Here is a 25,903-nt window from a genome sequence, read left to right on the forward strand (position 1 = left end):
AGCCAAAATACCCAGGGCCATTATTAGGGTCTGTTTATCTTTGCGGTTTACTTTATGTTCAATCTAAACGCATTCTGATGAATATAATCACTAATTTATGTGGTCAAATTCATCCATGAAGCTTGGTTACATCGCGCATCCATGCGCTCACCTCGCTAAGCTGCGAAGCATTGCTTCGGTCTTGCTCGCCTATGTTCATAGCGAGCAACACAGAGCAGGATGCGTTTAGATGAACCCGCAGGGCAGCGCTTGTAGCGCATTTCTACTGTGTTGTTACATGTTCATGTAGAATAACTACACCACACATGTGCCGCCTTGTATAAATCCGCTACAAACTGCTGCAAAAACAAACAACAAAGGTCAACAGACCCTACCTTAGCGCCTTTGTAAACATAGCACAGGCTGGTGCTGGCCGCTGCCTATACATGACTGCTTAGGTTGCGGTTTTTATTGATTAATAACCCACACTTAGAGCCTCTATTGGCTACACTTGAGTAATAACCTAACTTCATCTATGACCGCTGTTGGATGTAGTCCAGATTTTGATTACTAAAAAGGAACCCAAAATGACTAAGTGTCCCGTAATGCACGGCGGTCTAACCCATAACGCCGAGGCCAACACAGCTTGGTGGCCAAATACCCTTAATCTCGACATGCTTCACCAGCACGATGGTAAATCCAATCCCTATGGCAAGGACTTTAACTACGGCGCGGAGTTTTTAAAGCTGGATCTTGAAGCAGTGAAGCAAGACCTTAAAGCCCTGATGATCCATAGCCAGCCCTGGTGGCCGGCAGATTGGGGTCATTATGGCGGCTTGATGATCCGCATGGCCTGGCATGCGGCCGGCACTTACCGTATTGCCGATGGACGCGGCGGCGCAGGTAGTGGCAATCAACGTTTTGCGCCACTTAACTCCTGGCCGGATAACGCCAACCTCGACAAAGCCCGGCGCCTGCTCTGGCCTATTAAGAAAAAATACGGCAATCGTTTATCCTGGGCCGACTTAATCATACTCGCCGGCAATATGGCCTATGAGTCCATGGGCTTAAAAACCTTTGGTTTTGCCGGCGGTCGCGAAGATATCTGGCACCCGGAAAAAGACGTCTATTGGGGCGCAGAAAAAGAATGGCTGGCACCCAGTGATGCACGCTACGAAAACGTTGCTCAGCCCGACACCATGGAAAACCCCTTAGCGGCGGTGCAAATGGGGCTTATCTATGTCAATCCCGAAGGCGTTAACGGCCAGCCAGATCCGCTAAAAACCGCAGCCCAAGTACGCGAAACCTTTGCCCGCATGGCCATGAATGATGAAGAAACCGCAGCCCTTACCGTAGGCGGCCACACCGTAGGTAAGGCGCACGGTAACGGCGATGCCAGCCAATTAGGTCCTGAGCCCGAGGCCGCCGATATCAACGAGCAAGGACTGGGTTGGAATAACCATACTCAGCGCGGTATCGGTGCCGATACCGTCACCTCTGGCTTAGAAGGCGCCTGGACCAGTCATCCTACCCGTTGGGATAACGGCTATTGCTATTTGCTGTTGAACTACGAGTGGGAGTTGAAAAAAAGCCCGGCCGGCGCCTGGCAGTGGGAGCCCATCAATATAAAAGAAGAAGACAAACCCGTCGATGCCGAAGACCCCAGCATTCGCCACAACCCGATTATGACAGACGCGGATATGGCGATGAAGATGGACCCCAGTTATCGTCAGATCATTGAGCGCTTCGCCAAGGACTTTGACTACTTCAGCCAGGTTTTCGCTCGCGCCTGGTTTAAGCTCACGCACAGGGATCTCGGCCCCAAAGCCCGTTATTTAGGCGCCGATGTCCCCAATGAAGATCTGATCTGGCAAGACCCTGTCCCTACAGTGAATTACATTCTTAGTAATCATGAAATAGACGAGCTTAAGAGCAAGCTGCTCGATTGTGGTATCAGCCACAGCGACTTGATCAGCACCGCCTGGGACAGCGCCCGCACCTATCGCGGCTCAGATCATCGCGGCGGCGCCAACGGTGCCCGTATTCGCTTAGCACCACAAAAGCATTGGTCGGGCAACGAGCCAGCACGCCTTGATCGCGTTCTAGAAGCGCTGGAAAAATTACAAAAAGAGCTAAGTAAACCCATCAGTCTGGCGGATTTAATCGTGCTCGGCGGCTGTGCAGCGGTGGAGCAAGCAGCCCATGCCGCAGGCGTTGCCACCAGCGTGCCCTTCTCGCCGGGTCGTGGCGATGCCAGCATTGAAATGACGGACGTAGAGTCTTTTGCGCCGCTGGAGCCCATAGCCGATGGCTTTCGCAACTGGTTAAAGCAAGACTATGCGGTGTCCGCCGAGGAGCTGCTGCTCGACCGCGCCCAGCTTATGGGCCTGACGGCGCCACAAATGACGGTGCTGGTCGGCGGTATGCGCGTACTCGGCACCAACTACGGCGGCAGTGAACATGGCGTCTTTACCAGCAGTGTGGGCGTTTTAAGCAATGACTTCTTTGTTCACCTCACCGATATGGCCTACCGTTGGCAACCGCGCAGCGATGGCCTTTACGACCTGGTTGACCGCGAAACCGAGGTAGCCAAATGGACGGCGACCCGGGTCGATTTGATCTTTGGCTCCAACTCGGTACTGCGCGCCTACGCGGAGTTTTACGCTCAGGACGATAATAAACACCGCTTTGTGCACGACTTTATCAAGGCCTGGTGCCAGGTAATGGATGCAGACCGCTTTGATTTATAAGGTGTTGGCTTAGACTTTAGTTTAGGCATTAAAAAAGAGGGCTACCGCCCTCTCTTTTATTCTTCCGTTGTTTCCACCGCTTCCGGCTCTGGCGTACTGCCTGTGAATTCTATTTCACAGCCATCTACTCTTTGTAAGCCACGGGGCAGTTTATTACCGCGGCGGCCTCGCTCTCCATGGTAGTGCTCTAAATCGCTTGGTTTTAACGTCAGCTTGCGCTTACCGGCAAGCAAGGTCACGCTGGCGCCTTCGGGCACCACAGCCAGCAATTTCACAAATTCCTCACGGGCCTGTACCTTGGCACTTGGAATGGAAATAATCTTATTGCCCTTACCCTTAGCCAGCTTAGGAAGATCGCGCAGCGGGAACAAGAGCATACGACCCTCGCTGGATATCGCCATACAATAGTCACTGGCAATATCACCCACGGCGATAGGCTGCATCAGTAAACCACCTTTTGGAATGCTTACTAGCGCCTTACCGTTTTTGTTTTTACTGACCAGATCGTTAAATTCAGCGACAAAACCATAACCAGCATCGCTGGCCATCAGCAGCATCTGCTCATTATCTGCCATAACCGTGTGCTCCAAAGTTGCCCCTGCAGCGATATTAAAGCGCCCGGACATGGGCTCACCCTGACTGCGCGCGGACGGCAGACTGTGGGCGTCGGTGGCAAAGGCGCGACCACTGGAGTCAAGGAACACCGCGGGCTGGTTACTCCTGCCCTTGGCGCTGGCCTTAAATTTATCGCCAGAGCGATAACTCAAACCTTCGGCATCCACATCATGGCCCTTGGCCACACGGGCCCAGCCTTTTTCAGAAAGCACTACGGTCACCGGCTCAGAAGGAATAAGATCCTTCTCACTCAGCGCCTTGGCTTCTTCGCGCTCAACTACAGGCGAGCGACGTTCGTCACCGTACAGCTCTGCCGCTTCTTGAATTTCCTTTTTCATCAGCGTCGACATACGGCGCTCTGAGCCTAAAGTCAGCTCTAATTTGTCACGCTCTTTGGCCAGCTCATCCTGCTCGCCACGGATTTTCATCTCTTCTAACTTAGCCAAATGACGAAGTTTTAAGTCTAAAATGGCTTCGGCTTGCGTTTCCGTTAAAGCAAAACGCTCCATTAATACCGGCTTAGGCTCATCCTCGCTACGGATAATGGCGATCACTTCATCAATATTGAGGAAGGCAATCATCAAACCTTCAAGTATATGCAGGCGCGCCAAGACCTTATCAAGGCGATACTGAAGACGGCGACGCACGGTATCACGGCGGAACTCTAGCCACTCAGCCAGGATGCTGCGCAAGTCTTTAACCTGAGGACGACCATCCAGGCCTATCATATTGAGGTTAACGCGGTAGTTTTTCTCAAGATCTGTGGTCGCAAACAGGTGCGCCATCAGCGGCTCCACCTTAATGCGATTCGAACGCGGCACTACGACTATGCGAGTCGGGTTTTCATGATCCGACTCATCGCGTAAATCCGCCACCATGGGCAGCTTTTTCGCCGTCATCTGATTAGCGATTTGCTCCAACACCTTGGCACCCGAGCACTGATGCGGCAGCGCAGTGATCACTATCTCGCCTTGCTCTACATGGTACTTGGCACGCATTTTTAGCGAACCACGGCCCGTGGTGTACATCTTCTCTATATCCGCTTGCGGGGTAATAATTTCCGCTTCGGTGGGATAATCCGGCGCCTTAACCAGCTGTAACAGCTCGGCTAATTCGGCTTTTGGTTTATCAAGCAACAGACAACAGGCCTCAGCCAACTCGCGCACGTTATGAGGCGGAATATCCGTGGCCATACCAACGGCGATACCTGTTACCCCGTTTAATAGAATGTGCGGTAAACGAGCCGGCAATACCAGTGGCTCTTTCATGGTGCCGTCAAAGTTCGGCGTCCAGTCTACCGTGCCCTGGCCTAGCTCTTTAAGCAGCACCTCGGAGAATTTAGATAAACGCGCTTCGGTATAACGCATGGCCGCGAAGGACTTAGGATCGTCCGCCGCACCCCAGTTACCCTGCCCATCCACCAGCGGGTAGCGGTAGGAAAATGGCTGGGCCATCAATACCATGGCTTCATAACAGGCGCTATCACCATGAGGGTGATACTTACCTAAAACGTCACCCACGGTACGGGCTGATTTCTTATATTTTGCCGCCGCCGATAAGCCCAGCTCGCTCATCGCATAAACAATGCGGCGTTGTACCGGTTTGAGGCCATCGCCAATATGGGGCAAGGCGCGGTCCATGATCACGTACATGGAATAGTTAAGATAGGCGTCTTCGGTAAAACGCCCCATAGTAAGCTGCTCTATGCCTTGTTGTGACAAGGTCGTTGTTTGTGTCATTGCTCGTTATCCAAACTTACTTTTTGTTATATTGCACGCGGTAGATGGCATTGGCGTAGTCGTCAGAGACCAGCAGGCTGCCATCGGGCATTTGCACCATGGCCACCGGACGGCCATAGGTTTGCTCATTTTCCATAAAGCCGGTAATAAAAGGTGTATATCCGGTCACCTTATCGCCTTCAATGCTCGCAACCATAACCCGGTAACCCGCTTTTTTACTGCGGTTCCACGAACCATGCTCGGCCACAAATAGCTGATTTTTATACTTGGCAGGGAACTGCTCGCCGGTATAGAAATGAATCCCCAATGGCGCCACATGAGCGTCCAAATTAAGGGCCGGCTGCACATAATCGCTGATATTCTTGCCCTTGCCGAATTCAGGATCGGCAATGGTGCCACCATGAAAATAAGGGAAACCAAAATGTTGCCCATCTTCGGTGATCACATTGATCTCACAGGGTGGAATATCATCGCCCATCATGTCGCGGCCATTATCGCTAAACCATAAATTGCCAGTTCGCGGGTGGTAATCAAAACCCACCGAATTTCGTACGCCCCTGGCTATGGTGGTGGCTTTTTTGCTCTTTAAATCCAGCGAATAAAGCAGACCAAATTCAGGGTCTTCAGCGCAGACATTACAAGGCACACCGACCGGAATAATTAAATCACCCTGAGGAGAAAAACGAATAAACTTCCAGCCGTGATGGCGCTTGTCCGGAAGCTGGTCAAACACCACTTCCATTTCAGCCTTATCCAGCTTGTTGTCTATGTCTTTAAAACGCACGATGCGCTCAACCTCGGCGACATACAAGTCACCATCCTTAAAGGCAATGCCTGAGGGTAAATTCAAGCCCTTGGCTATCAATACCTGACGCTCCGCCTGACCGTCTTTATCCGCGTCGATTAATGCATGCAGCTTACCGGCCTGGCGAGAGCCCGCATAGACAATGCCCGTGTCTGATAATGCCAATTGACGGGCATTATCTACATTTAAGGCATACGGCTTGATGCTAAAGCCTTCGGGTACAGATAAGCGCTCGGTAATATCCGTGGCCTGGGCGCTGCCAACAAAGGCCAAACCCAATAAGATACTGAAAATTTTATTACCCATGAAAACCTCACTCTGTTTATTGGCGCCGCTACAGGGCACCCAGATTGCTGTTATCTACAGTTCAACTTCTTACTGTTCGACTTTTTACTGTTCGACTTTTTACAGTTCTACTTCGGCCTTGTCGCCATGGTTTTCCAACCACTGACGGCGATCGCCGGAGCGCTTTTTCGCCAGCAGCATGTCCATTACTTCTTCGGTCTGCTCTGGCTCGTCCAAGGTTAACTGCACCAAGCGACGGGTATTGGGATCCATGGTTGTTTCACGCAGTTGCAGCGGGTTCATTTCACCCAAACCTTTAAAGCGCTGTACGTTAATCTTACCGCGCTTTTTCTCTGCTTCGATACGATCCAGGATCCCGGTTTTTTCATCTTCATCGAGGGCGTAGAACACCTCTTTACCCACATCAATACGATACAGAGGTGGCATGGCCACATAAACATGCCCCTGGCGTACCAGAGATGGGAAATGCTTTACAAACAGCGCACATAACAAGGTGGCAATATGCAGTCCGTCGGAGTCCGCATCGGCCAAAATACACACCTTGCCATAGCGCAGCGAACTTAAGTCTTCACTATCAGGGTCTATACCCAAAGCCACGGAAATATCATGCACCTCTTGGGAGGCCAGGATCTGTCCCGACTCCACTTCCCAGGTGTTCAGTATCTTACCGCGCAGCGGCATGATCGCCTGAAAATCTCTGTCACGAGCCTGCTTCGCTGAGCCGCCCGCCGAGTCACCTTCCACTAAGAAGATTTCGGTGCGCTCTATCTCGCTGCTGCTACAGTCGGTGAGCTTGCCCGGTAATGCCGGCCCTTGGGTGACCTTTTTACGCACCACCTTTTTCGCCGCGCGCATACGGCGCTGGGCATTGCTGATACAGAGCTCAGCCAAGAGCTCGGCCACGTCTGTATGTTCGTTTAACCACAGGCTAAAGGAGTCTTTTACCACTCCGGAAACAAAGGCCGCACATTGGCGCGACGATAGTTTTTCTTTGGTTTGTCCGGCAAATTGTGGATCCTGCATTTTCACCGACAACACGTAGGAACACTTATCCCAGATATCTTCTGGAGTTAGGCGTACGCCTCGTGGTAATAGGTTACGAAACTCACAAAACTCGCGCATGGCCTCAAGCAGGCCCTGGCGTAAACCGTTAACATGAGTACCGCCCTGAGCCGTGGGAATAAGGTTTACATAGCTTTCGGTAATAGACTCCCCGCCTTCGGGCAGCCATAACAAGGCCCAGTCTACCCCTTCTGTGTTACCGCTGAATTCACCGGTAAAGGGCTGTTGTGGCAGGGTTTCATAGCCCTTGGTGGCGTCCTTGATATAGTCCTGAAGGCCGGCCTCGTAGAACCACTCTTGAGTTTCCTTGGTTTGCTTATTGATAAAGCGAATGCGCAGACCCGGGCACAGTACCGCCTTGGCCTTAAGCACATGGTTTAATTTGGTCAGTGAGAAGTTGGCCGAGTCGAAATAAGAGGCATCGGGCCAAAAACGAACCGAGGTGCCGGTGTTACGCTTACCCACGGTGCCAGTGACGTGCAAGTCTTGCACCTTATCACCATTGGCAAAAGCAATTTCATACACCTGGCCGTCGCGGCGTACCGTAACTTCAACCCGGGTCGATAAGGCGTTTACAACGGAAATACCCACACCGTGCAAACCACCAGAGAACTGGTAGTTTTTATTGGAGAATTTACCACCGGCGTGCAACTTGGTGAGGATCAGCTCAACCCCGGGGATCCCTTCTTCCGGGTGAATATCAACCGGCATACCCCGGCCATCATCGATAACCTCAAGGGAATTATCTTCATGGAGGATCACATCCACCTTGCTGGCATGGCCGGCCAAGGCTTCGTCGACACTGTTGTCGATCACTTCTTGACCCAGGTGGTTAGGACGGGTGGTATCTGTATACATGCCCGGACGGCGTTTTACCGGATCCAGACCATTTAATACTTCAATTGCTTCGGCGTTATAGTTCTGCTGGCTCATATTTTTATTCGTTAACAGCCTATGTGGTTAGGGTGATATTTAAGAATCGCGTAATGGCGCCAAAATAGCGCTCAAATCCTACAAAGCGGTGTTCGCCGCCGGGTTCAACAACCTGTTGGCAGGCTTGGTAGTAGTCTACGGCTTGCCTATAGGGTAACACTTCATCACCTTGTTGTTGTAACAAAAACAGTAGCTCGGGGGAAGTTAATTGCTCTAAATAAAGTTCGTCCAGCGCCTGTAAGTGTGTTTTATCCAACTGGTAATGATAGTCCTGATAAGGATTGTATTGCGGCCCTAAATACTCACTAAACAAGCGCGCCGGGTGCACCGCAGGATTGACCACCACCGCAGGCAAGCCATGAGTTTGTGATAAGTAGGTGGCATAAAAGCCGCCCAGGGAGCTGCCAATTAAGGCGGTGTCTTGATCAAGATGCTGTTCAAGCTGAGCGATGGCAGTTTTTGGGTCGTGACTTAAACGCGGCACCAGATATTGCCCAGGCCAAGCCGATAGATATTCGCCTAATTGCACCGCCTTTTGCGATAGCTCCGAGCTATTAAAACCATGGATATAGATTAATTTGCTAGCCATACTACCTGAGTCTTAAGTAATCCATCCTGCTCCACCCGCAGACGGCGATAGGCTGGGCCCATGCTTTGTTGCTGCCAATCCTGGGTGTGCTTGGTAAATTGAATCGAAGTGGCCGGTGTGCCGTATATACTCACCCCTTCATAAACGCGCTCATACTCGTTATGGGCATGACCGTGCACTAGGGCCTGTACCTGGGGATACTCGCTGAGTATATCCAGCATTTGAGCGCCATTTTCCAGGATATGTTTGTCGATATAACCGCGCACTGGCAAGGGATGATGGTGACCAATTAAAATATGCGGGGCATGGCTCTCGGCAAGCACCTCTTTAATCTCTTGCAGGTGCGACTTGCTCACCCAACCCGATGGCGTGGTGCCCTTGGTGTTGATAAGAAGCAGTTGCGCATAAGGGTGGCTAATGCGTTTACAGGCCTGGATTTGCCCTTGGCTGATGCTGTGTAAATGGGTTAATTCATCGTGATTGCCAGGCACCCAGAATACCGGGCAGCTGAGCGGACTCTTTGCCACCAGCTCGGCAAACAATTGATAGGACTCGGGCGTATGGTCCTGGGTTAGGTCGCCACCAAAAACCACAAAGTCGAACTCTTCTTCGGCCATGGCCGCCAGGGTTTTCATCAAATGCTCAGCGCAATTAACATTAAAGTATTCGCCATTTTTATCGGCAAACACATGGCTGTCGGTAAAGTGACCGAAATGCAGCGGCTTGGCCGCGCTGATAAGATGTTCTTTAAACCAGATCACTGCCACAATCCCAATCCAATACCGCCTCGCCGTGTGAAATACAAAACGTCAGCCAGTCGTGTAAAAACGCATTGACCTGATACTTTTCATCTTTTTGATGCATGTTCGCATTGGGATAGCCATAGGTCGGCTTAATGCGACTGTGGTAATCCGGGTGCACCACTTCGGCCACCCGGGCATCATGATAGATGCGCACATTCATCGGCGGCGTAAACATACCGGCGATAGCGCCACGCACCTGAGTAATACAAATATCCGTGGTGTACTTAGCCGTTTGCTCTATGTCCACTTGGTAGCGCTCATGACGAATATCCAACAAGCGCGATGCCCCCCGGCTTTGCTGCTCGGGGAGAATACGCAGTACATTGGCATAATTGCGCTCACATAGAGTGAGATACTTGGGTAAAGATTGTATATACCCGGCTTTTCTTTGTACCGTCACGGTTTATTCCACTGCTCCAATATTCGCTGCTCGTTCAGTGCCAGCCATTGCAGACTGATCACAGTAGCGGCGTTATCTATTTCACCACTGTTTAAGCGGGCCAGGGCATCATCCAGGTCCAACACATGTACCTTAATATCTTCGCCCTCATGATCCAAACCGAAAATGCCGCCGGCCTCACTGAGATCCGTTGGCGCCAAATATAAATACAGGCGCTCGCTGGTGCCTCCGGGGCTGGATAAATACGAGAGCATAAATTCCAGTTCGCCAAGATTCAGTCCGGCTTCTTCCTGTGCTTCTTTGCGCACCACGGCTTGATAATCTTCGCTGCCATCGGCCATGCCGGCAATGCACTCCAGTAACCAGGGACTGTCTTTACTATCCATGGCGGCGATGCGGATCTGCTCCACCAATAGCACCTGACGACTACGAGGATCATAGGGTAAGACAGCTACCGCATGACCCCGTTCAAATATTTCCCGCTCTATAGTGCCGCTGCGCCCACCGGCAAAAAGGGCATGGTTAAATCGGTACTTATCCACTTTAAAGAAGCCATTGAAGACTCTTTCTGTGCTTTCAATCTGCACGTCCTGATTTTTAAAACTACTGATTTTATTCATATAAAACAGACCGATTACGTTAAGTCACAAAAACAAGAATAAACGATACCGTTTACCCTTCCTCTAAATATAAATTCTGTTACACTTAAGCATATATTATTTACGCTTTTACTTTTCAATATCGTGCCCAAACACGATAACATGCAGATAATTCGCAATATATTCCTAAGGACTGTACTGATAATGAAAAAGACACTGTTGACGACATTGCTAGCGCTTAGCTTTAGCTCTTACAGTCATGCTGAAGACCTGCTCCAGGTTTATCAAATTGCCCTTGAAAATGACCCTGTGGTTCTTAAAGCCAAGGCCAATGCCGAAGCACAACAGCATAACACAGACCGAGCCTTAAGTGCCTTGTTACCGCAAGTCGACTTTTCCATGGGTTATAACAAGACCGACAGTGACGGCTACGATATCGACACAGATTCGGGTCAGTTAATGTCTCTTGATACCGAGCGCGATACTTTTTCTCGTCAGATCAGCCTTAACCAAGCCATTTTCAATCTAAATGCCTGGCGTTCACTGGATATCGCCGACAAACAAGCGCTGCAACAGCAAACCGTTTATGACCTGGCACAACAAGCCCTGATCGTACGTGTATCGCAAGGCTACTTTAATGTGCTTAGCGCCATCGACACCTTGGAATTTGTACAGGCAGAAAAGCGCGCCATTGAGCGTCAGTTAGAGCAAACCAAGCAACGTTTTGCCGTGGGCCTTACGGCTATTACCGATGTGCACGAAGCACAGGCACAGTTTGATAACTCGGTAGCCCGTGAAATCGTTGCCACCAATGATGTGGAAACAGCCCGTGAGCAACTACGTGAAATCACAGGTAAATACCATGCCAAGTTGGATACCCTCGACACAGAGACCTTCTCGACCGTAAAACCAACCAAGCAAAACACTGATTTCGTTGAGCTGGCCAAGCAAAACAACCTAGAGTTGCAAGTGTCTAAAGCCACGGTTGATATCGCCAAGCAGCAGATTGACCTGGCGCAAGCCGGTCACTATCCAACACTGTTTTTGAACGCGTCTTACGGCGATTCATTGACAGATACTGAGATCAACACCATGGGCAGCACCTTCAACCGTGATCATGTACCACGTGAAGATCAAACCACCGTTGGCCTGAGCTTTAACTTACCGCTATACTCAGGTGGTGCCACAGTTGCATCAACCAAGCAGGCACGCTCTTTATTTGTAGCCGCCAGTGAAGACTTAGAAGCAACACTGCGTGCAGTAACCCGCTCTACCATCACCTCATACAACCAGGTGGTATCGGATATCGCCACTTACAAGGCTCTTGAGCAAGCGGTGATCTCAGCACAAAGCGCATTGCAGGCAACCGAAGCCGGTTTTGAAGTAGGTACTCGTACCATAGTTGACGTATTGGTCAGCACGCAGAACCTGTACAACGCTAAGCGTAACCTGGCTAACGTGCGTTATCGCTATGTGGTATCAACCCTGGCGCTGAAACAAGCGGCAGGCACCCTGACGGCAGAAGATTTAGAAGCCATCAATCAGGGCCTAAAAGCACAAAACTAACATTGCTAACAAAGCCAGCCTCAGCGCTGGCTTTGTTTTGTCAATTTAACGTATACTGAGCGCCATTCGTCATGATAAATATCAATGCTTGTGGTTAATAAAACATCCTTCCAACTGGCTTTTTTTGCCCCAAAATACTGGCCTAGTTGGCTATCCATTTTCTTACTTTATACTCTCAGTTGGTTACCCCAATCCTGGCAACTGGCGCTAGGAAGAGCACTTGGCCGCCTGGTTTACCGCTTAATGAAAAAGCGTCGTAAAATCGCCGAAGTGAATATCGCCCTGTGCTACCCCGAGCTAAGCAGCCAAGAGCAAACCGCTATGGTGCTTAAAAACATGGAAAACACCGGCATGGCCATTTTTGAAAGCGCCATGGCCTGGTGGTGGCCCGAGTGGCGCATTAAGCGCGTGTTAGGCTCAGTAACAGGTTTAGAGCATGTGGATGCCGCCCATCAACAGGGTAAGGGCGTATTATTATTGGTGCCGCACATGCTGCATTTGGAAATGGCGTCACGCGTCATGGGTGTAAAACGTAAGGGCATTGGCTTTTACCGCCCCCATAACAATGCCCTGATGGACTACTTCACTACCAAGGGGCGTTTGCGCTCCAACGAATACCTGGTGGGCAAACGTGATGTAAAAAGCCTGCTTAAGGCGCTTAAAGATAAAAAGTTTTGTTACTACTTGCCGGATCAGGACTATGGCCGCAAGCGCAGCGTATTTGCCCCGTTTTTTGCCGTACCCGATGCTGCCAGCACCACGGGCACACTGATTTTTGCCTCCAGTAGTTACTGTCAAACACTTAGCATCAGCACTCGTCGCGATGAGCAAGGTAAATACCATTTAGCGGTGCAACCTGCACTTGAGAATTTCCCCAGCGGCGATGAGGTGGCTGACGTGACTGCGGTCAACCAGCGCATGGAGCAAGCCATCAATATGGCCCCAGAGCAGTATATGTGGTTGCATAGGCGTTTTAAAACACGCCCTGATGAGAATGCGCCCTCGTATTACCGCTAAAAGCCGGGTTCCTAAATAATAAAAATAATAAGGAAGGTGTACTAATGTGGTTTTGGCTTAAACATTTATCTTTGGCGGCAATCCTGCTCTTTGCCGCCGGTTACTTTTTGCTCACCGACGGGCCCATGTTTAAAAACCAGCAGGACAATGCCGCCGCCTCTGGGTTATCCCAGTTTTATGCCAGCATTAAAAGCTCGGTGCATAGCGCCACCGAGCGCGATAAGTATGTGATTGAACTCGGCACTTCAGGAAATGATCTAGATACCCTGCTCAGCCAACGCCAGGTCGCGGTACAAGGCACCGACTTACGCTGGCAAGGCAGCGTTAAAACCCGCCGTTTTAGCGCTGGGGGGACCTTAAAAAAAGCCCTGTCTGATTTTGCTCAAGAAGAAGGTGTGGCCTTCTACTGGCACTTGGACAAAGACTACGTAATTAAGCATCAGTTTCGTGTCGACGACACCTTTGTCGCCACCTTGCATCAGGTAGGCAAAGCCATCGACAGCGACTTTGAAAATGATGTGCAAACCTATTTTTGCCATCAGCAAAGAGCAGCTCTGATCACCGAGCGCCCCTCCGCCTATGTGCGGGACAACTGTATTAAAACCGTTGCCCGCTAAGGAAGCCTTAATCGGTTTGAGGCGGTGATAACAAGGCCGCCCAAATCGCACTGACGCTAGCAATTTCCTGTTGCACCTGCGCCTTAGCCACCAACTTATCCTGGTTACGCAAACTCAATACATGATAGAGACCGCGGTAATGGCAATAGGCATGGATCAGCTGCTGCGCCTCACCTTCACTAATGCAATCATAGGCCGCGGCGATTTCTAAAATGCGGATATTATCCGAGTAGGTCACCAGCTGCGGATGCTCGGCGGCATAAGCCAGCACCAGATACTGGGTAATAAACTCTATGTCCGTCATGCCGCCATGGCCTTGCTTAAGGTCGAATAAGAGCTCGTTATCCCGACTTAGATGCTGGCGCATTTTCTCGCGCATCTGCTGCACATCTTGTTGTAATTGCACCCGCTCGCGGCTCTGCGTCAGTATGCTGTGGCGTATTTCCTCAAAACGCGTCGCCAATACCTGAGCGCCATAGATCACCCGAGCCCGCACCAAAGCCTGATGCTCCCATGTCCAGGCCTGAGTCTGCTGATAATGCAAAAAGCTTTCGATATTAATGGCCAGCAGGCCGGATGAGCCCTCGGGGCGTAACCGGGTATCCAGCTCATATAAGATACCTGAGCTGGTGCGGGTATTGAACAAATGCATTAATCGCTGCGCCAGCTTTAAATAAAACTGGCGGGAGGAGATCTGCTTATCGCCATCGGTATTGGAGTCGCCATCATGATTATGGACAAACACCAGGTCGAGATCCGAGTCATAACCCAGCTCTAAGCCACCCGCCTTACCATAGGCGATAACCGCAAACCCCTTGTGCTCATCGCCTGTACCCTCGGGGCGACCAAAACGCGCCACCATTTGCTGCCAGGCCAGATTCACTGCTTGCTCGACTATGGCCTGCGCTAAGGCGGTCAAGTGATCACTCACCTTCATTAACGGCAACACCCCGGTGGCATCGGCGGCAGCAATGCGTAGCTGCTGGGTTTGTTTAAACTGGCGCAGGGCTTCCATTTGCAGCTCAAGGTCCTGCTCATCAATACGCAGGAAATATTGGCGGATCTCATTGGTATAGGCATCCAAGGGCAAAGGCTTGTAGAGCTCAGCTGGGTCAATCAGTTCATCAAGCAAAATAGGATGATGGGCAATTTGCTCCCCTATCCAACGGCTGTGGGCACACAAGCGCACCAATTGCTGCAAGGCTCCTGGGTTTTCCAATAAGAGCTCTAAATAGGTGGTACGCGACATGATTTTATCGAGCACATTAGCAACTAAGGCAAAGACCTCACCGCTGGCGCTGATTTTTTGTAGCTGCGCCAAAACCTGAGGCATCAGCTTGTCCAGGGTATCGCGGCCGCGCTTGCCGATGGGCTGCTTGCTGACCCGCTCACGAAAATGCTGCAAAGGCGCCTGCCAGCTCTGCCTTTGCTCCGAGTTTAGAATTACATCGCTGAGCGCCTCAATATCGCCGTGCTCCCAGGCCAGCACATAACTGCTGTCCACCGTGGCGCTGGGTTCCTGCTCAAACCCTATAACCTGTTCAAATTCAGTGCGAATGCGCGCCATGGCGGCATCAATAAGAGCTCGCGCCCCCGCTTCATCGGCCTCGCCCAGTAAGTAACTCAGACGCAGCCAATCCTGCTCATTATCCGGCAACTGCTGGGTTTGCTGATCGGCAATGGCTTGTAAATATTGTTCAACCCGGCGCAACAAGGCGTAGTCGTGCCACAGTTGCTGATATTGGTCATCGTTGAATACCGTCAAGGCGGTTAGCGCCTTAAGCGCCTGATGCAGCCCCGGAGTTTGCAATTGTCGCTCGCGGCCACCGCGAATAAGCTGCAGCGCCTGCACCACGAACTCCACCTCGCGAATACCCCCGGCACCGAGCTTAATATTATCGACCAAGCCCTTACGCCTTACCTCCTGGGCGATAAGCGATTTCATCTTACGCAACGACTCAATCACAGAAAAATCAATATAACGACGATAAACAAAGGGTCGCAGCAGGGTATAAAATTCCTGATGATAAGCATTAGCCGTGCCGATCAAGCGGCCTTTAAGCATGGCATAGCGCTCCCACTCACGCCCCTGCTCCTGATAATAATCTTCCATAGCAGCAAAGCTCATCACCAAGGGGCCACTGTCACCAAAGGGGCGCAGGCGCATATCGACGCGAAATACCCGACCATCGGCGGTGTGCTGATCCAGCGCCGCAATCACCTTTTGCGCCACCTTGGTATAAAACACCTGAGCTTCTATGCTGCGACGTCCGCCCTGGGTTGGCACCGAGCGCGGATAGGTGAAGATTAAATCTATATCCGAAGAATAATTAAGCTCAAATCCCCCGAGCTTGCCCATGCCTAAAATCATCATAGGTAGGCGCTCGCCCTGCTCATCCAGCGGCTCACCATTAAGCCTGGCCACCTGCGCATAGGCCCAGCAATTAGCGGCATCGATCAACTTATCACTCAATTCGGAGACATAGCGCATGGAGTCGGCAATATCGTTTTTACACACCAAATCCAGGTAAGCCACATGCAACCAATATTGCTGACGATACAAACGCAAGCGGCGCTGCGCTTGGGCATCATCAAGATCTGCCAAAGGCTCATTAAAAACCTCGGGCGCCGGATAGGATGCTTGTTGCTCGGGAGCGAGCAGCCACTGACCCCAGTGCGGATGGGCGCTGAGCACCTTATAGGCAAAGTCGCTGAGCGCCAGTAATTGCACTAATGGCGCCTGCAAGGGCGCATCGGCTTCCTGCTGGTTATATATCTCTTGATAGCGGCTTTCACCAAGTTGTTGTAATAGTGAGGGAATAGTTATGGCGGCTGGCATGAAATAGCTCTCTTTTAAGTTAGGGCCAAGCGTACTAGAATAAAGTCAAAGTTACTCTAATGTTGTCAGTATGACGTATTTTACCTTGTCAGACGAGTCCCTATACACTTTTGCAATTTGCTTTGCGGCCATTGCCTTAGTGCTGTTTCTGCTGCGTATCTACACCCAGGTAAAGGCGCGACAAACCTTAAGTGAAGAGCTTGCCCAACGCGACAACTTCGCCCTAGGTATCAGTTACGCCAGTTATTTGCTCTCCCTGGTGCTGGTTATAGGCTATCTGCTCGATGACTTCTCCCTCGCCGTAATGAAACAAGCGCCCTGGAAGGTGCCTTTGTTATTGCTGTTGATGATGCTGTTTATCAAGGTGGGTCAGGCCGTACATCGCAAGTGGATATTGAGTCGTTTTAACGAAGAAAAAGCCATTCTAAAGCAAAACGTCTGTGCCGCCATGGTTGACTCCGGCATGCTGCTGGGCAACAGCGTAGTGGTTATCGGATTAGTTAACTGGTCGCAAACCAATAGCCTATACTCTTTGCTAGTGGTGTTTGTGTGCTTTTTAATGCTCCAGGGCATGTTCGCGCTGGATAGCAAAATACGCGAGGCGCGCTTTGCTAGATTTAACCAAGGGGCATCGCTGCAGAATAATTTTAACCTGGAAAACACCTCTATCGGCATCCGTTATGCGGGCAAGTCACTGGGTATGGCATTAGCCATCTATGCCGGGCTTTCCAGTGCGACTTATCACAGCGGCAAAATGGTAGAAAACATCTTTACCTTGGCGGTGCACTGCGGCCTGATGTGGATACTGGTTATGGCGATGTCACGACTTATGCTGTTAATTGTGCTCTATCGCATAGATACCGGAGTTGAGGTTGATCATCAGGATAATGTCGGCATAGCGGCGGTTCAGTTTTCGGTGCATTGCGCCATGGGCTATTTACTGATTCAATTTTTTGCATAGGGCATAAGGGTTCCCATGAACTTAAGCAATTTTCTCCTCCTCGACGGCGACCCCCTGCTAAGTGATGCTTTTTGCACTCAAGTTGACAGCTCACAGGTCATTGTCGCCGGCGCCAATACCCGCCATATGGTCAAGCTTATGTTTGACCAACAGGCCAAGGATTATTGCTACTGTGATTTTACCAATGAAATCAGCGTGGCTGAGTTATCCAGTTACCTGTCGCGCCATCATAAGATTGCCGGTGTGCTGATTTTTTCAGAGCTCTATAAAAGCGCCAGCGACAGCTTTAAATGGATAATTGATTCTCTGCACCCTAAGCGCTACCTGATCCAACAACAGGGCCAGGATTACCACCTAGAACCTTTAAACACTCCCTTTCGCCACAATCACTTAAGCTGTAATCAAGACCCAGATTCACTTGCGCATTTAGGCGACTAGTTTAGACTGTCGCAAAACCCCCCTTTAGAGCATTCATATGAGAGTTCCGCATATTTATGAACCGGCGCACCTAGAGCTAGGCATGGAGTTTGACCTAGGTGATGATGCCGCCGGACACATAGGCCGCGTGCTGCGCATGCAAAGTGGCGAGCAGATCAGCCTGTTTAACGGTGAGGGAGGCGAGTATTTATGTGAAATTCTGATCGCCGGTAAAAAGCAGGTTCGCGTCAAGGTGCTTGAATTCAATGAGTTCGAGTGCGAGTCTCCCTTGGCTATTCACCTTGGCCAGGTGATCTCCCGTGGCGATAAGATGGATTTCACCATTCAGAAATCCGTGGAATTGGGTGTCAGCGAGATCACCCCCTTATTTAGCGAGCGCTGCGGGGTAAAATTGGCAGCGGATAGACTGGCTAAAAAGCATCAGCAATGGCAGAAAATAGCCATAGCCGCGGCGGAGCAATGTGGTCGCAACCGCATTACCACAATCCATGAGCCCATAGCGTTGGAGCAATGGCTGCAACAAAGCACCAATGCCACTAAACTTACCTTACACCCCCGCGCCGAGCACAGCATTAAAACCTTGGCCGCACCTAGTTCAGGCGTGCGCTTTTTAGTCGGCCCGGAAGGTGGTTTCAGCGATGAAGAAATCGTCTCAAGTCACAATAATGGCTTTATCGATATCCGCCTTGGCCCTCGGGTATTGCGCACGGAAACGGCGGCATTAACCGTACTTAGCGCGTTGCAGTTGGAATTTGGCGATCTCGGCAATTGATTTTGTCCGCCGCCAACCCCATTACATAATTAGAATTTTTTTAAGCGAGCATAGCAATGGCAATTAAACTAGGCATTATCAGCGACCCAATTTCTGGATTTAACATTAAAAAAGACACCGGCTTTGCAATGATGATGGAAGCCCATAAGCGAGGTTACGAGCTTTATTACATCGAAATGGACGACCTGTTTTTACGCCAGGGCCGTGCCTTTGCTCATGCCGCCAAAGCCGCTGTGTTCGACAATCCAGAAAAATGGTACGAGTTACAGCCCCAGGCCGATATTGCCCTAGGCGAGCTGGATATCATCCTGATGCGCAAGGATCCGCCCTTTGACACCGAGTACGTGTATGCCACCTATATTTTAGAGCGTGCCGAACTGGAAGGCGCCTTAGTGGTGAACAAACCGCAAAGCCTGCGTGATGCCAACGAAAAGCTCTTCACCGCCTGGTTTAGCGAATTTACTCCGGACACTTTAGTAACTCGCTCGGCCAAGCAAATTCGCCAATTCCTTGGTGAGCATGGCGATATTATTCTTAAGCCTTTAGATGGTATGGGCGGCGCCTCTATTTTCCGCGTGAAGCATGATGATGCCAATATCGGCGTGATCATCGAGACCCTGACCGAGCACGGCAGTCGCTATGCCATGGCACAAAATTATATCCCAGCGATCAAAGACGGCGATAAGCGCGTATTAGTCGTTGATGGAGAGGTGATCCCTTATTGTTTGGCCCGTATTCCGCAAAAAGGCGAAACGCGAGGCAATTTGGCCGCCGGTGGTCGTGGTGAAGTACGCCCGCTTAGCGATGATGAGCGTCGTATTGCCGAGGCCCTGGCACCAACTCTAAAAGCCAAGGGTTTGCTGTTTGTTGGCCTGGACATTATCGGCGACAAACTGACCGAAGTGAATGTTACTGCCCCGACTTGTGTGAAAGAAATTGAGGGTGAAACCGGTATCTCTATTACAGGGCAGTTTTTTGATGCGTTGGAGCGTAAGCTCACGCCAGCTTAATTAAGGTACGCCTATGCAATCATTAATGAACCATTTTTTAGTCGCCATGCCGTCGATGCAAGATCCCTTCTTCAAACACGCGGTGGCCTATATTTGCGAGCACAATGATGAAGGTGCTATGGGGCTGGTGATCAATCAACCCATAGATGTGACCGTGGGCGAGCTGCTCGACAAGGTCGAGATAGATAACGACAAAAGCAACCAGGCCGCGGGCCATCAGGTTTTTGCCGGTGGGCCAGTAAAAACCGACCGTGGTTTTGTGCTGCACACCCCAAAACCCGGCTATGCTTCATCGCAAGAGTTAAGCTCAGAAATTATGATCACCACCTCCAAGGATGTGCTTGCCAGCCTGACCACCAGCGATGCACCGCAGGATTTTATAATCACCCTGGGCTATGCCGGTTGGGATGAAGGTCAGCTGGAAAAAGAGCTGCTGGAAAACACCTGGTTGATCATAGAGGCAGACCCAGAGATCATCTTTAATACTCCCATTAATGAGCGCTGGCACAAGGCCCTGGCCTTGGTGGGCATAGATGCAGACAAACTAAGCCTTGAGGCCGGACACGCATGAGTAACAGCAGTAAAGCGCCACAGGGACAACGCAGCGTAATGGGTTTTGATTTTGGCACCAAAAGCATAGGCGTAGCCATTGGCCAGGAGCTTACCGGCACCGCCAACGCCCTGCGCGCCATCAAGGCCCGTGACGGCATTCCCAACTGGGATGATATTCGCGCTCTGGTCAACGAATGGCAGCCGGATTTACTTGTGGTGGGCCTGCCGCTAAACATGGATGGCACAGAGCAAGACCTGACCCACCGCGCCCGCAAATTTGCCAACCGCCTGCATAACCAAACCGGCTTACAGGTTGAAACTCAGGACGAGCGCCTGACCACGGCAGCGGCCAAGGAGCATTTATTTGCCTCTGGCGGCTATCGCAACCTGCGCAAGGATAATATCGACAACGCCTCGGCGGTGTTGATCCTCGAAAGTTATTTTTCGGCGGCCTACGGCGATTAAAGCCCTATCTACAATGGATACAATAAGGGCGACCCTGGGTCGCCCTTAATTATTTATGCAGGTTTTTATGCCTGATTTAAAACTTATCGTCGTCGCCACTTAAGCCATCAACGGTCACACCTTGCAAGAAGCCGGCGCCCCGTTGCTCATTGCTACGCAACTTGATCATCAAACGCAGATCGTTTGGCGAGTCCGCATGGTGTAGCGCATCGGCATAATTGATGCGTTTTTCCTGATAGAGGTTGAATAGCGCCTGGTCAAAGGTTTGCATGCCGATTTGCGTCGACTTGGCCATCACCTCTTTAATCGAACCGATTTCACCTTTTTTGATAAGCTCGGCCACCATGGGTGAGTTCAGCATCACCTCGATTGCCGCCACACGGCCATTGCCGTCTGCGGTAGGGATCAACTGCTGGGCGATAATGGCGCGTAAGTTCAATGCCAAATCGTATTTCAGCTTCTCATGCTTTTCTTTTGGCACCAGGTGCATAATACGGTCAATGGCCTGGTTGGCGTTGTTGGCATGCAGGGTTGCCACACACAGGTGACCGGTTTCGGCAAAGGCCAGCGCATATTCCATGGTCTCTTGCGAGCGAATTTCACCGATAAGGATCACATCCGGAGCCTGACGCAATGAGCTTTTCAGCGCCGCTTCAAAGCTTTCCGTATCCAGGCCCACCTCACGTTGAGTAATAATACTCTTATTGTGTTCATGGACGAATTCAATCGGGTCTTCTATGGTCAGAATATGACCCTTTTGATTGCGGTTACGATAACCTAACAGCGCCGCCATTGAAGTCGACTTACCTGTACCCGTACCACCCACAAACAGCACCAGACCACGTTTTTTCATGATCACATCGGTTAATACCGGCGGTAAACCTAGGTCTTCCGCATTAGGAATAACCGTGTTGATGCGACGAATAACCATACCCGCCTGATCGCGCTGCCAAAAGGCGGAAACACGGAAGCGGCCTTCTTCGGTGGCGATGGCGAAGTTACATTCTTTGGTGCTATGGAATTCATTGATTTGTTTGTCGGTCATGGCCGACTCCACCATAGTCAGGGCTTCTTCATCGTTTAATACATGCTCATCAAGTGGGATAAGCTCGCCGTTGACCTTGGCGCTCACCGGCAGAAGCGCAGATACGAATACGTCCGACGCCTCTAAACCGACCATGGTGTGTAGGTAATGTGATAATGGTTGTAACATTGCTGAATCCTATCCTACATATTTCCCGATAAACCAAACTGGGTTTTATCATGGGCTTTAGCTTTAGCTGCTTGGGAACTGATCAGGCCACGGTTCAATAACTCGTGTAAACACTGATCCATGGTTTGCATGCCGTGAGCAGCACCGGTTTGGATAGATGAATACATCTGCGCAATCTTATCTTCACGAATAAGGTTACGGATCGCCGGAATGCCTATCATGATCTCATGGGCGGCAATACGACCACCGGACACTTTCTTCAGCAGGGTTTGCGAGATAACCGCACGCAATGATTCCGAAAGCATAGAGCGCACCATGTCTTTCTCTTCACCTGGGAATACGTCGATAATACGGTCTATGGTTTTCGGTGCCGAGGTGGTGTGCAGGGTGCCAAATACCAGGTGACCGGTTTCCGCCGCCGTCATTGCCAGACGAATAGTTTCCAAATCCCGCAGCTCACCCACCAGAATTACATCGGGGTCTTCACGCAAGGCACTACGCAGTGCGGCGTTAAAGCTGTGGGTATCACGGTGCACTTCCCGCTGGTTGATCAAGCATTGCTTATTTTGGTGTACAAATTCGATCGGGTCTTCAATGGTCAGAATATGGTCATGGCGGTTATTGTTGATGTAATCTATCATGGCCGCCAAGGTGGTGGACTTCCCCGAACCTGTCGGCCCAGTTACCAGCACCAAACCACGAGGGTTATCCGAGATGGTTTTGAAAATCTCCGGCGCACCTAAGTCTTCTAAGGTAAGAACTTCGTTCGGGATGGTACGAAACACAGCCGCAGGACCACGATTGGTATTAAAGGCGTTAACACGAAAACGCGCAAGACTAGGCACTTCAAACGAAAAATCAACTTCCAGCTTTTCTTCGTATTCTTTGCGCTGTTTATCGTTCATAATGTCATAGACGAGCCCACTAACTTCTTTTGCTTCCAGCACGGGAATATTAATGCGGCGTACGTCACCATCGACACGGATCATAGGTGACACACCAGCAGAAAGGTGTAAATCCGAGGCCTTATGTTGCACACTAAAGGCCAGTAATTCGGTAATATCCATAAATAGGACTCCACAACCAACTGATAACTTTATGGTTACAATAGCAGAACGACTCGATGCCGCCTATGACAGAATAGCTCATGCGGCAAAAAAATGCGGCCGTGATTATAATGACATCACTTTAATTGCCGTTTCTAAGAAAAAAACCTTAGAAGATATTCTAGCGGCTTTTGAGCATGGTCACAGAGAATTTGCAGAATCTTATGTGCAAGAAGGGGTTGAGAAAGTTCACCAACTTAGTGAGCATAAGAATATAGTATGGCACTTTATCGGCCCTATTCAGAGCAACAAAAGTAAGGCCATCGCCGAACACTTTAGCTGGGTGCAAAGTATCGACCGTGAAAAGATAGCAAGGCGTCTTAACGAGCAACGTCCTAGCAACATGAAACCCCTGCAAGTGTTAATTCAAGTTAACATAGACGAAGACCCCAATAAATCCGGGTGCTTGCTTGATGAAGTACCGGCTTTGGCCGCCTTAATCGAGAACTGCAAACAGTTAAATTTGCGTGGTTTGATGGCTATTCCGGCGCAATCAGCAGACTTTGACACACAATTACAATCTTTTAAGCAATTAAGTGCTTGCTTTGATAGACTAAAGGACCAATATCCACAGCTCGACACCCTGTCCATGGGCATGAGTGGCGACATGGATGCGGCAATCGCCGCCGGCTCCACCATGGTGCGCATTGGCACCGCCATTTTTGGCGAACGAGAACAATAGCACTTAGGCGCCGAACATCGAATAACACAAGATTTGAGGTCTATATGTCACAGCAAACCATCGCGTTTATCGGTACTGGAAATATGAGTTACGCCATCATTGGCGGCATGGTGAAAAATGGCTTTGCCAAAGAGCAGATCATTGCCACCAATCGTAATCAGGAAAAACTCGCGAAGGTGGCCGCAGACTTTGGTGTGCGCACCACAGCCGATAATATTGAAGCCCTGCAACAGGCCGACATCATAGTTTTGTCGGTTAAACCGCAAATGATGGCCGAGCTGGCACAAAGCTTTATTGCCGCTGGCGTCGACTTTAGCAACAAGGTCTTTATTTCCGTGGCCGCTGGCATCACGGTTAAGCGCCTACAGGAAATGCTAGGTCACCCGGTGAAAATGGTGCGCTGCATGCCGAACACCCCTTCGCTGCTTGGTCGCGGCGTCAGCGGCCTGTATGCCGAAGGCACCAGCGAGGAAGAAAACCAGTTTATCGAAGCCGTGTTTAACAGCACAGGCCTTGTGGTCTGGGTTGATAAAGAAGAGCAAATTAATGACATCATAGCCGTTACCGGCTCCTCGCCGGCCTATTTCTTCTTGTTTATGGAAGCCATAGAGCAAAAAGCGATTGAGCTGGGCTTTAATGCCGAGCAAGCCCGCGCCCTGGTCCAGCAAACCGCTCTGGGAGCAGCAGAAATGGCCCTATCACAAACGGATATCAGCATTGCTCAGTTACGCGCTAATGTAACCTCCAAGGGTGGCACCACCCATGCCGCGGTGGAGCACCTCAAGGCGAATGGCTTAGTTGAAAACGTCTCCGGCGCCATGGATGCATGTATCGCCCGCGCCCAAGAGATGGAACAAGAAATTTAATTTTTTTATTGAGGCTGAACGCATGAACTCAGTGCACTTTTTAGTAACCGTACCCTTTGATTTATTCCTTATGGTGGTGCTGCTACGTTTTTGGCTGCAGGCAGCTCGCGCGGACTTCTACAACCCGCTCAGCCAGTTTGTGGTAAAAGCCACCAGCTTTGCGGTTAATCCGCTGCGCAAGCTGATCCCTGGTTTTGCCGGCTTAGACATAGCCTCTTTGGTGCTGGCCTTTGTTGTTGCCTTCGCCAAGGTAAGCACCTTGGTACTGCTGTTCGGTGAGAAGTGGGACACAGGCGCCGTACTGTTCGCCGGTGTTTTAACCTTTATCGGTAAGGCCCTGCAACTGCTGTTTTGGGTGTTGATCATTCGCGCCATCCTAAGCTGGGTAAGCCAGGGCTATAACCCTATCGAAGCCATCTTCCATCAATTGACCGAGCCCATGTTAAGACCAATCAGAAAGGTGATCCCACCTATTGGCGGTTTAGACCTGTCGATTCTGGTGTTGATCATCGGCTTACAGTTTTTGCAATTCCTATTAATGGATTTAACCCGTTAATCATGTCTCGGGCGGCACTAGTTCGCCCGATTTCTGATACACTTACTTAGTAACACAACACAGGAGTAGCAGCTATGAAAGCCCTGTTATACAGCCTAATTTTAAGCCTTGCGTGCATAGCGCCAAGCTATGCGGCACAAAACGAGGTGCAAGGCGGCCAGTTTAAAAACCTTGGTCATTGGCAGGTTCACTATATTGCCTTTCCCTCAACCACTATTACGCCTCAGGTAGCCCGCAGCTATAACCTAGAGCGCGCCGGCGACCGAGCCCTGATTAATATTTCCGTGCTGAAGAACGACAAGGCGCAGACCGTGGCCATTTCCGGTGTAGCTAAAAACCTGGTCGGACAAAGCGAAGACCTGGAGTTTCAAGAAATTAAAGAAGGCGACAGTGTTTACTATATCGCCCAAATGCGTTTTGAAGATGAAGAAACTTACCGCTTTGAAATAACCCTGACTCAGGATACGACAATGGAAGTGCTGCGCTTTCATCAAAAGCTATATAAAGATTAGGGTCTGTTTATCTTTGCGGTTTACTTTATGTTCAATCTAAACGCATTCTGATGAATATAATCACTAATTTATGTGGTCAAATTCATCCATGAAGCTTGGTTACATCGCGCATCCATGCGCTCACCTCGCTAAGCTGCGAAGCATTGCTTCG

Annotated in this window: 24 protein-coding genes; 14 read left to right on the forward strand and 10 right to left on the reverse strand. The window is 50.4% G+C overall.

Annotated features, from left to right (window positions below; all coding sequences use genetic code 11):
• The first annotated feature begins 566 nt into the window (after positions 1-566).
• The gene (gene katG, locus WCN91_RS00620; protein ID WP_342675499.1) at positions 567-2,729 is read left to right on the forward strand and encodes a catalase/peroxidase HPI; all 2,163 of its coding nucleotides are present in this window, start codon (positions 567-569) and stop codon (positions 2,727-2,729) included.
• Positions 2,730-2,785: 56 nt separating this feature from the next.
• On the opposite strand, the gene parC is transcribed toward katG, so the two are convergent.
• From parC to nudF, 7 genes are all read right to left on the reverse strand, one after another.
• A complete protein-coding gene (gene parC / locus WCN91_RS00625; RefSeq protein ID WP_342675500.1) occupies positions 2,786-5,083 on the reverse strand; it encodes a DNA topoisomerase IV subunit A in 2,298 nt (765 codons plus the stop codon).
• Between the two features lie 16 nt (positions 5,084-5,099).
• Positions 5,100-6,194 (reverse strand): PQQ-dependent sugar dehydrogenase, encoded by a 1,095-nt coding sequence (locus WCN91_RS00630; protein WP_342675501.1) that lies wholly within the window; start codon positions 6,192-6,194, stop codon positions 5,100-5,102.
• 99 nt (positions 6,195-6,293) lie between these two features.
• Positions 6,294-8,189 (reverse strand): DNA topoisomerase IV subunit B, encoded by a 1,896-nt coding sequence (parE, locus tag WCN91_RS00635; RefSeq protein ID WP_342675502.1) that lies wholly within the window; start codon positions 8,187-8,189, stop codon positions 6,294-6,296.
• Between the two features lie 19 nt (positions 8,190-8,208).
• On the reverse strand, positions 8,209-8,778 hold the full coding sequence (locus tag WCN91_RS00640) for a YqiA/YcfP family alpha/beta fold hydrolase (protein ID WP_342675503.1): 570 nt from the start codon (positions 8,776-8,778) through the stop codon (positions 8,209-8,211).
• Entirely contained in the window at positions 8,763-9,539 is a 777-nt protein-coding gene (locus WCN91_RS00645; protein ID WP_342675836.1) for a metallophosphoesterase, read from the reverse strand. The genes WCN91_RS00640 and WCN91_RS00645 overlap by 16 nt, the downstream gene beginning before the upstream one ends.
• Positions 9,526-9,981, reverse strand: coding sequence for a DUF1249 domain-containing protein (locus tag WCN91_RS00650; protein WP_105199623.1), 456 nt, complete (start codon positions 9,979-9,981; stop codon positions 9,526-9,528). The genes WCN91_RS00645 and WCN91_RS00650 overlap by 14 nt, the downstream gene beginning before the upstream one ends.
• Positions 9,978-10,601 (reverse strand): ADP-ribose diphosphatase, encoded by a 624-nt coding sequence (gene nudF, locus WCN91_RS00655; RefSeq protein ID WP_342675504.1) that lies wholly within the window; start codon positions 10,599-10,601, stop codon positions 9,978-9,980. Before nudF ends, WCN91_RS00650 begins: the two co-directional genes overlap by 4 nt.
• A 183-nt stretch (positions 10,602-10,784) precedes the next feature.
• Here nudF and tolC point away from each other — a divergent pair, with 183 nt between their 5' ends.
• The 3 genes from tolC (at position 10,785) to WCN91_RS00670 (ending at position 13,780) form a co-directional block, all read left to right on the forward strand.
• Positions 10,785-12,146 carry an outer membrane channel protein TolC gene (gene tolC / locus WCN91_RS00660; protein ID WP_342675505.1) on the forward strand — a complete coding sequence of 454 codons (1,362 nt, stop codon included), beginning with the start codon at positions 10,785-10,787 and terminating at the stop codon, positions 12,144-12,146.
• A gap of 84 nt (positions 12,147-12,230) precedes the next feature.
• Entirely contained in the window at positions 12,231-13,163 is a 933-nt protein-coding gene (gene lpxL, locus WCN91_RS00665; RefSeq protein WP_425415991.1) for an LpxL/LpxP family Kdo(2)-lipid IV(A) lauroyl/palmitoleoyl acyltransferase, read from the forward strand.
• A 44-nt stretch (positions 13,164-13,207) separates the two neighbouring features.
• Entirely contained in the window at positions 13,208-13,780 is a 573-nt protein-coding gene (locus WCN91_RS00670) for a TcpQ domain-containing protein (RefSeq protein ID WP_342675506.1), read from the forward strand.
• A 7-nt stretch (positions 13,781-13,787) separates the two neighbouring features.
• Here WCN91_RS00670 and glnE read toward each other — a convergent pair whose 3' ends face one another.
• Positions 13,788-16,619: a bifunctional [glutamate--ammonia ligase]-adenylyl-L-tyrosine phosphorylase/[glutamate--ammonia-ligase] adenylyltransferase gene (gene glnE / locus WCN91_RS00675; protein ID WP_342675507.1), complete on the reverse strand. Its 2,832-nt coding sequence runs from the start codon at positions 16,617-16,619 to the stop codon at positions 13,788-13,790.
• Positions 16,620-16,689: 70 nt separating this feature from the next.
• On the opposite strand from glnE, the gene WCN91_RS00680 reads away from it, so the two are divergent.
• Genes WCN91_RS00680 through ruvX form a run of 6 tightly spaced genes read left to right on the forward strand, consistent with a single transcriptional unit; the run spans position 16,690 to position 20,817 of the window.
• On the forward strand, positions 16,690-17,580 hold the full coding sequence (locus WCN91_RS00680; RefSeq protein WP_342675508.1) for a DUF350 domain-containing protein: 891 nt from the start codon (positions 16,690-16,692) through the stop codon (positions 17,578-17,580).
• Between the two features lie 15 nt (positions 17,581-17,595).
• On the forward strand, positions 17,596-18,018 hold the full coding sequence (locus WCN91_RS00685) for a hypothetical protein (protein ID WP_342675509.1): 423 nt from the start codon (positions 17,596-17,598) through the stop codon (positions 18,016-18,018).
• Positions 18,019-18,055: 37 nt separating this feature from the next.
• Complete coding sequence (gene rsmE, locus WCN91_RS00690) at positions 18,056-18,790, forward strand: 16S rRNA (uracil(1498)-N(3))-methyltransferase (RefSeq protein WP_342675510.1); 735 nt, start codon at positions 18,056-18,058, stop codon at positions 18,788-18,790.
• 56 nt (positions 18,791-18,846) lie between these two features.
• On the forward strand, positions 18,847-19,800 hold the full coding sequence (gene gshB / locus WCN91_RS00695) for a glutathione synthase (RefSeq protein ID WP_342675511.1): 954 nt from the start codon (positions 18,847-18,849) through the stop codon (positions 19,798-19,800).
• A 13-nt stretch (positions 19,801-19,813) separates the two neighbouring features.
• Positions 19,814-20,371, forward strand: coding sequence for a YqgE/AlgH family protein (locus WCN91_RS00700; protein WP_342675512.1), 558 nt, complete (start codon positions 19,814-19,816; stop codon positions 20,369-20,371).
• Positions 20,368-20,817, forward strand: a complete 450-nt coding sequence (gene ruvX / locus WCN91_RS00705; protein WP_342675513.1) for a Holliday junction resolvase RuvX — start codon at positions 20,368-20,370, stop codon at positions 20,815-20,817. Before WCN91_RS00700 ends, ruvX begins: the two co-directional genes overlap by 4 nt.
• Positions 20,818-20,893: 76 nt before the next feature.
• Here ruvX and WCN91_RS00710 read toward each other — a convergent pair whose 3' ends face one another.
• The gene (locus tag WCN91_RS00710; RefSeq protein ID WP_342675514.1) at positions 20,894-22,030 is read right to left on the reverse strand and encodes a PilT/PilU family type 4a pilus ATPase; all 1,137 of its coding nucleotides are present in this window, start codon (positions 22,028-22,030) and stop codon (positions 20,894-20,896) included.
• Positions 22,031-22,044: 14 nt separating this feature from the next.
• Complete coding sequence (locus WCN91_RS00715) at positions 22,045-23,097, reverse strand: type IV pilus twitching motility protein PilT (protein ID WP_342675515.1); 1,053 nt, start codon at positions 23,095-23,097, stop codon at positions 22,045-22,047.
• Between the two features lie 31 nt (positions 23,098-23,128).
• On the opposite strand from WCN91_RS00715, the gene WCN91_RS00720 reads away from it, so the two are divergent.
• The 4 genes from WCN91_RS00720 (at position 23,129) to WCN91_RS00735 (ending at position 25,752) form a co-directional block, all read left to right on the forward strand.
• Positions 23,129-23,818: a YggS family pyridoxal phosphate-dependent enzyme gene (locus WCN91_RS00720; protein WP_342675516.1), complete on the forward strand. Its 690-nt coding sequence runs from the start codon at positions 23,129-23,131 to the stop codon at positions 23,816-23,818.
• A gap of 44 nt (positions 23,819-23,862) precedes the next feature.
• Positions 23,863-24,684 (forward strand): pyrroline-5-carboxylate reductase, encoded by an 822-nt coding sequence (gene proC, locus WCN91_RS00725; protein WP_342675517.1) that lies wholly within the window; start codon positions 23,863-23,865, stop codon positions 24,682-24,684.
• Positions 24,685-24,706: 22 nt separating this feature from the next.
• Positions 24,707-25,240 carry a YggT family protein gene (locus WCN91_RS00730; RefSeq protein WP_342675518.1) on the forward strand — a complete coding sequence of 178 codons (534 nt, stop codon included), beginning with the start codon at positions 24,707-24,709 and terminating at the stop codon, positions 25,238-25,240.
• Between the two features lie 74 nt (positions 25,241-25,314).
• Positions 25,315-25,752, forward strand: coding sequence for a DUF4426 domain-containing protein (locus tag WCN91_RS00735; RefSeq protein WP_342675519.1), 438 nt, complete (start codon positions 25,315-25,317; stop codon positions 25,750-25,752).
• Positions 25,753-25,903: the final 151 nt, after the last annotated feature.

The organism is Pseudoalteromonas qingdaonensis (genome assembly GCF_038739665.1).
In the GTDB taxonomy this organism is placed as follows: Bacteria; Pseudomonadota; Gammaproteobacteria; order Enterobacterales; family Alteromonadaceae; genus Pseudoalteromonas; species Pseudoalteromonas qingdaonensis.

What these genes read in the sequence shown, in the direction of transcription:
- WCN91_RS00735 (WP_342675519.1), top strand. Translation starts at nt 25,315, where the DNA reads ATGAAAGCCCTGTTATACAGCCTAATTTTAAGCCTTGCGTGCATAGCG.
- WCN91_RS00680 (WP_342675508.1), top strand. Translation starts at nt 16,690, where the DNA reads ATGACGTATTTTACCTTGTCAGACGAGTCCCTATACACTTTTGCAATT.
- parC (WP_342675500.1), bottom strand. Translation starts at nt 5,083, where the DNA reads ATGACACAAACAACGACCTTGTCACAACAAGGCATAGAGCAGCTTACT.
- gshB (WP_342675511.1), top strand. Translation starts at nt 18,847, where the DNA reads ATGGCAATTAAACTAGGCATTATCAGCGACCCAATTTCTGGATTTAAC.
- proC (WP_342675517.1), top strand. Translation starts at nt 23,863, where the DNA reads ATGTCACAGCAAACCATCGCGTTTATCGGTACTGGAAATATGAGTTAC.
- nudF (WP_342675504.1), bottom strand. Translation starts at nt 10,601, where the DNA reads ATGAATAAAATCAGTAGTTTTAAAAATCAGGACGTGCAGATTGAAAGC.
- ruvX (WP_342675513.1), top strand. Translation starts at nt 20,368, where the DNA reads ATGAGTAACAGCAGTAAAGCGCCACAGGGACAACGCAGCGTAATGGGT.
- parE (WP_342675502.1), bottom strand. Translation starts at nt 8,189, where the DNA reads ATGAGCCAGCAGAACTATAACGCCGAAGCAATTGAAGTATTAAATGGT.
- rsmE (WP_342675510.1), top strand. Translation starts at nt 18,056, where the DNA reads ATGAGAGTTCCGCATATTTATGAACCGGCGCACCTAGAGCTAGGCATG.
- WCN91_RS00715 (WP_342675515.1), bottom strand. Translation starts at nt 23,097, where the DNA reads ATGGATATTACCGAATTACTGGCCTTTAGTGTGCAACATAAGGCCTCG.
- WCN91_RS00640 (WP_342675503.1), bottom strand. Translation starts at nt 8,778, where the DNA reads ATGGCTAGCAAATTAATCTATATCCATGGTTTTAATAGCTCGGAGCTA.
- lpxL (WP_425415991.1), top strand. Translation starts at nt 12,231, where the DNA reads ATGCTTGTGGTTAATAAAACATCCTTCCAACTGGCTTTTTTTGCCCCA.
- WCN91_RS00685 (WP_342675509.1), top strand. Translation starts at nt 17,596, where the DNA reads ATGAACTTAAGCAATTTTCTCCTCCTCGACGGCGACCCCCTGCTAAGT.
- WCN91_RS00720 (WP_342675516.1), top strand. Translation starts at nt 23,129, where the DNA reads ATGGTTACAATAGCAGAACGACTCGATGCCGCCTATGACAGAATAGCT.
- katG (WP_342675499.1), top strand. Translation starts at nt 567, where the DNA reads ATGACTAAGTGTCCCGTAATGCACGGCGGTCTAACCCATAACGCCGAG.
- WCN91_RS00700 (WP_342675512.1), top strand. Translation starts at nt 19,814, where the DNA reads ATGCAATCATTAATGAACCATTTTTTAGTCGCCATGCCGTCGATGCAA.
- glnE (WP_342675507.1), bottom strand. Translation starts at nt 16,619, where the DNA reads ATGCCAGCCGCCATAACTATTCCCTCACTATTACAACAACTTGGTGAA.
- WCN91_RS00630 (WP_342675501.1), bottom strand. Translation starts at nt 6,194, where the DNA reads ATGGGTAATAAAATTTTCAGTATCTTATTGGGTTTGGCCTTTGTTGGC.
- WCN91_RS00670 (WP_342675506.1), top strand. Translation starts at nt 13,208, where the DNA reads ATGTGGTTTTGGCTTAAACATTTATCTTTGGCGGCAATCCTGCTCTTT.
- tolC (WP_342675505.1), top strand. Translation starts at nt 10,785, where the DNA reads ATGAAAAAGACACTGTTGACGACATTGCTAGCGCTTAGCTTTAGCTCT.
- WCN91_RS00710 (WP_342675514.1), bottom strand. Translation starts at nt 22,030, where the DNA reads ATGTTACAACCATTATCACATTACCTACACACCATGGTCGGTTTAGAG.
- WCN91_RS00730 (WP_342675518.1), top strand. Translation starts at nt 24,707, where the DNA reads ATGAACTCAGTGCACTTTTTAGTAACCGTACCCTTTGATTTATTCCTT.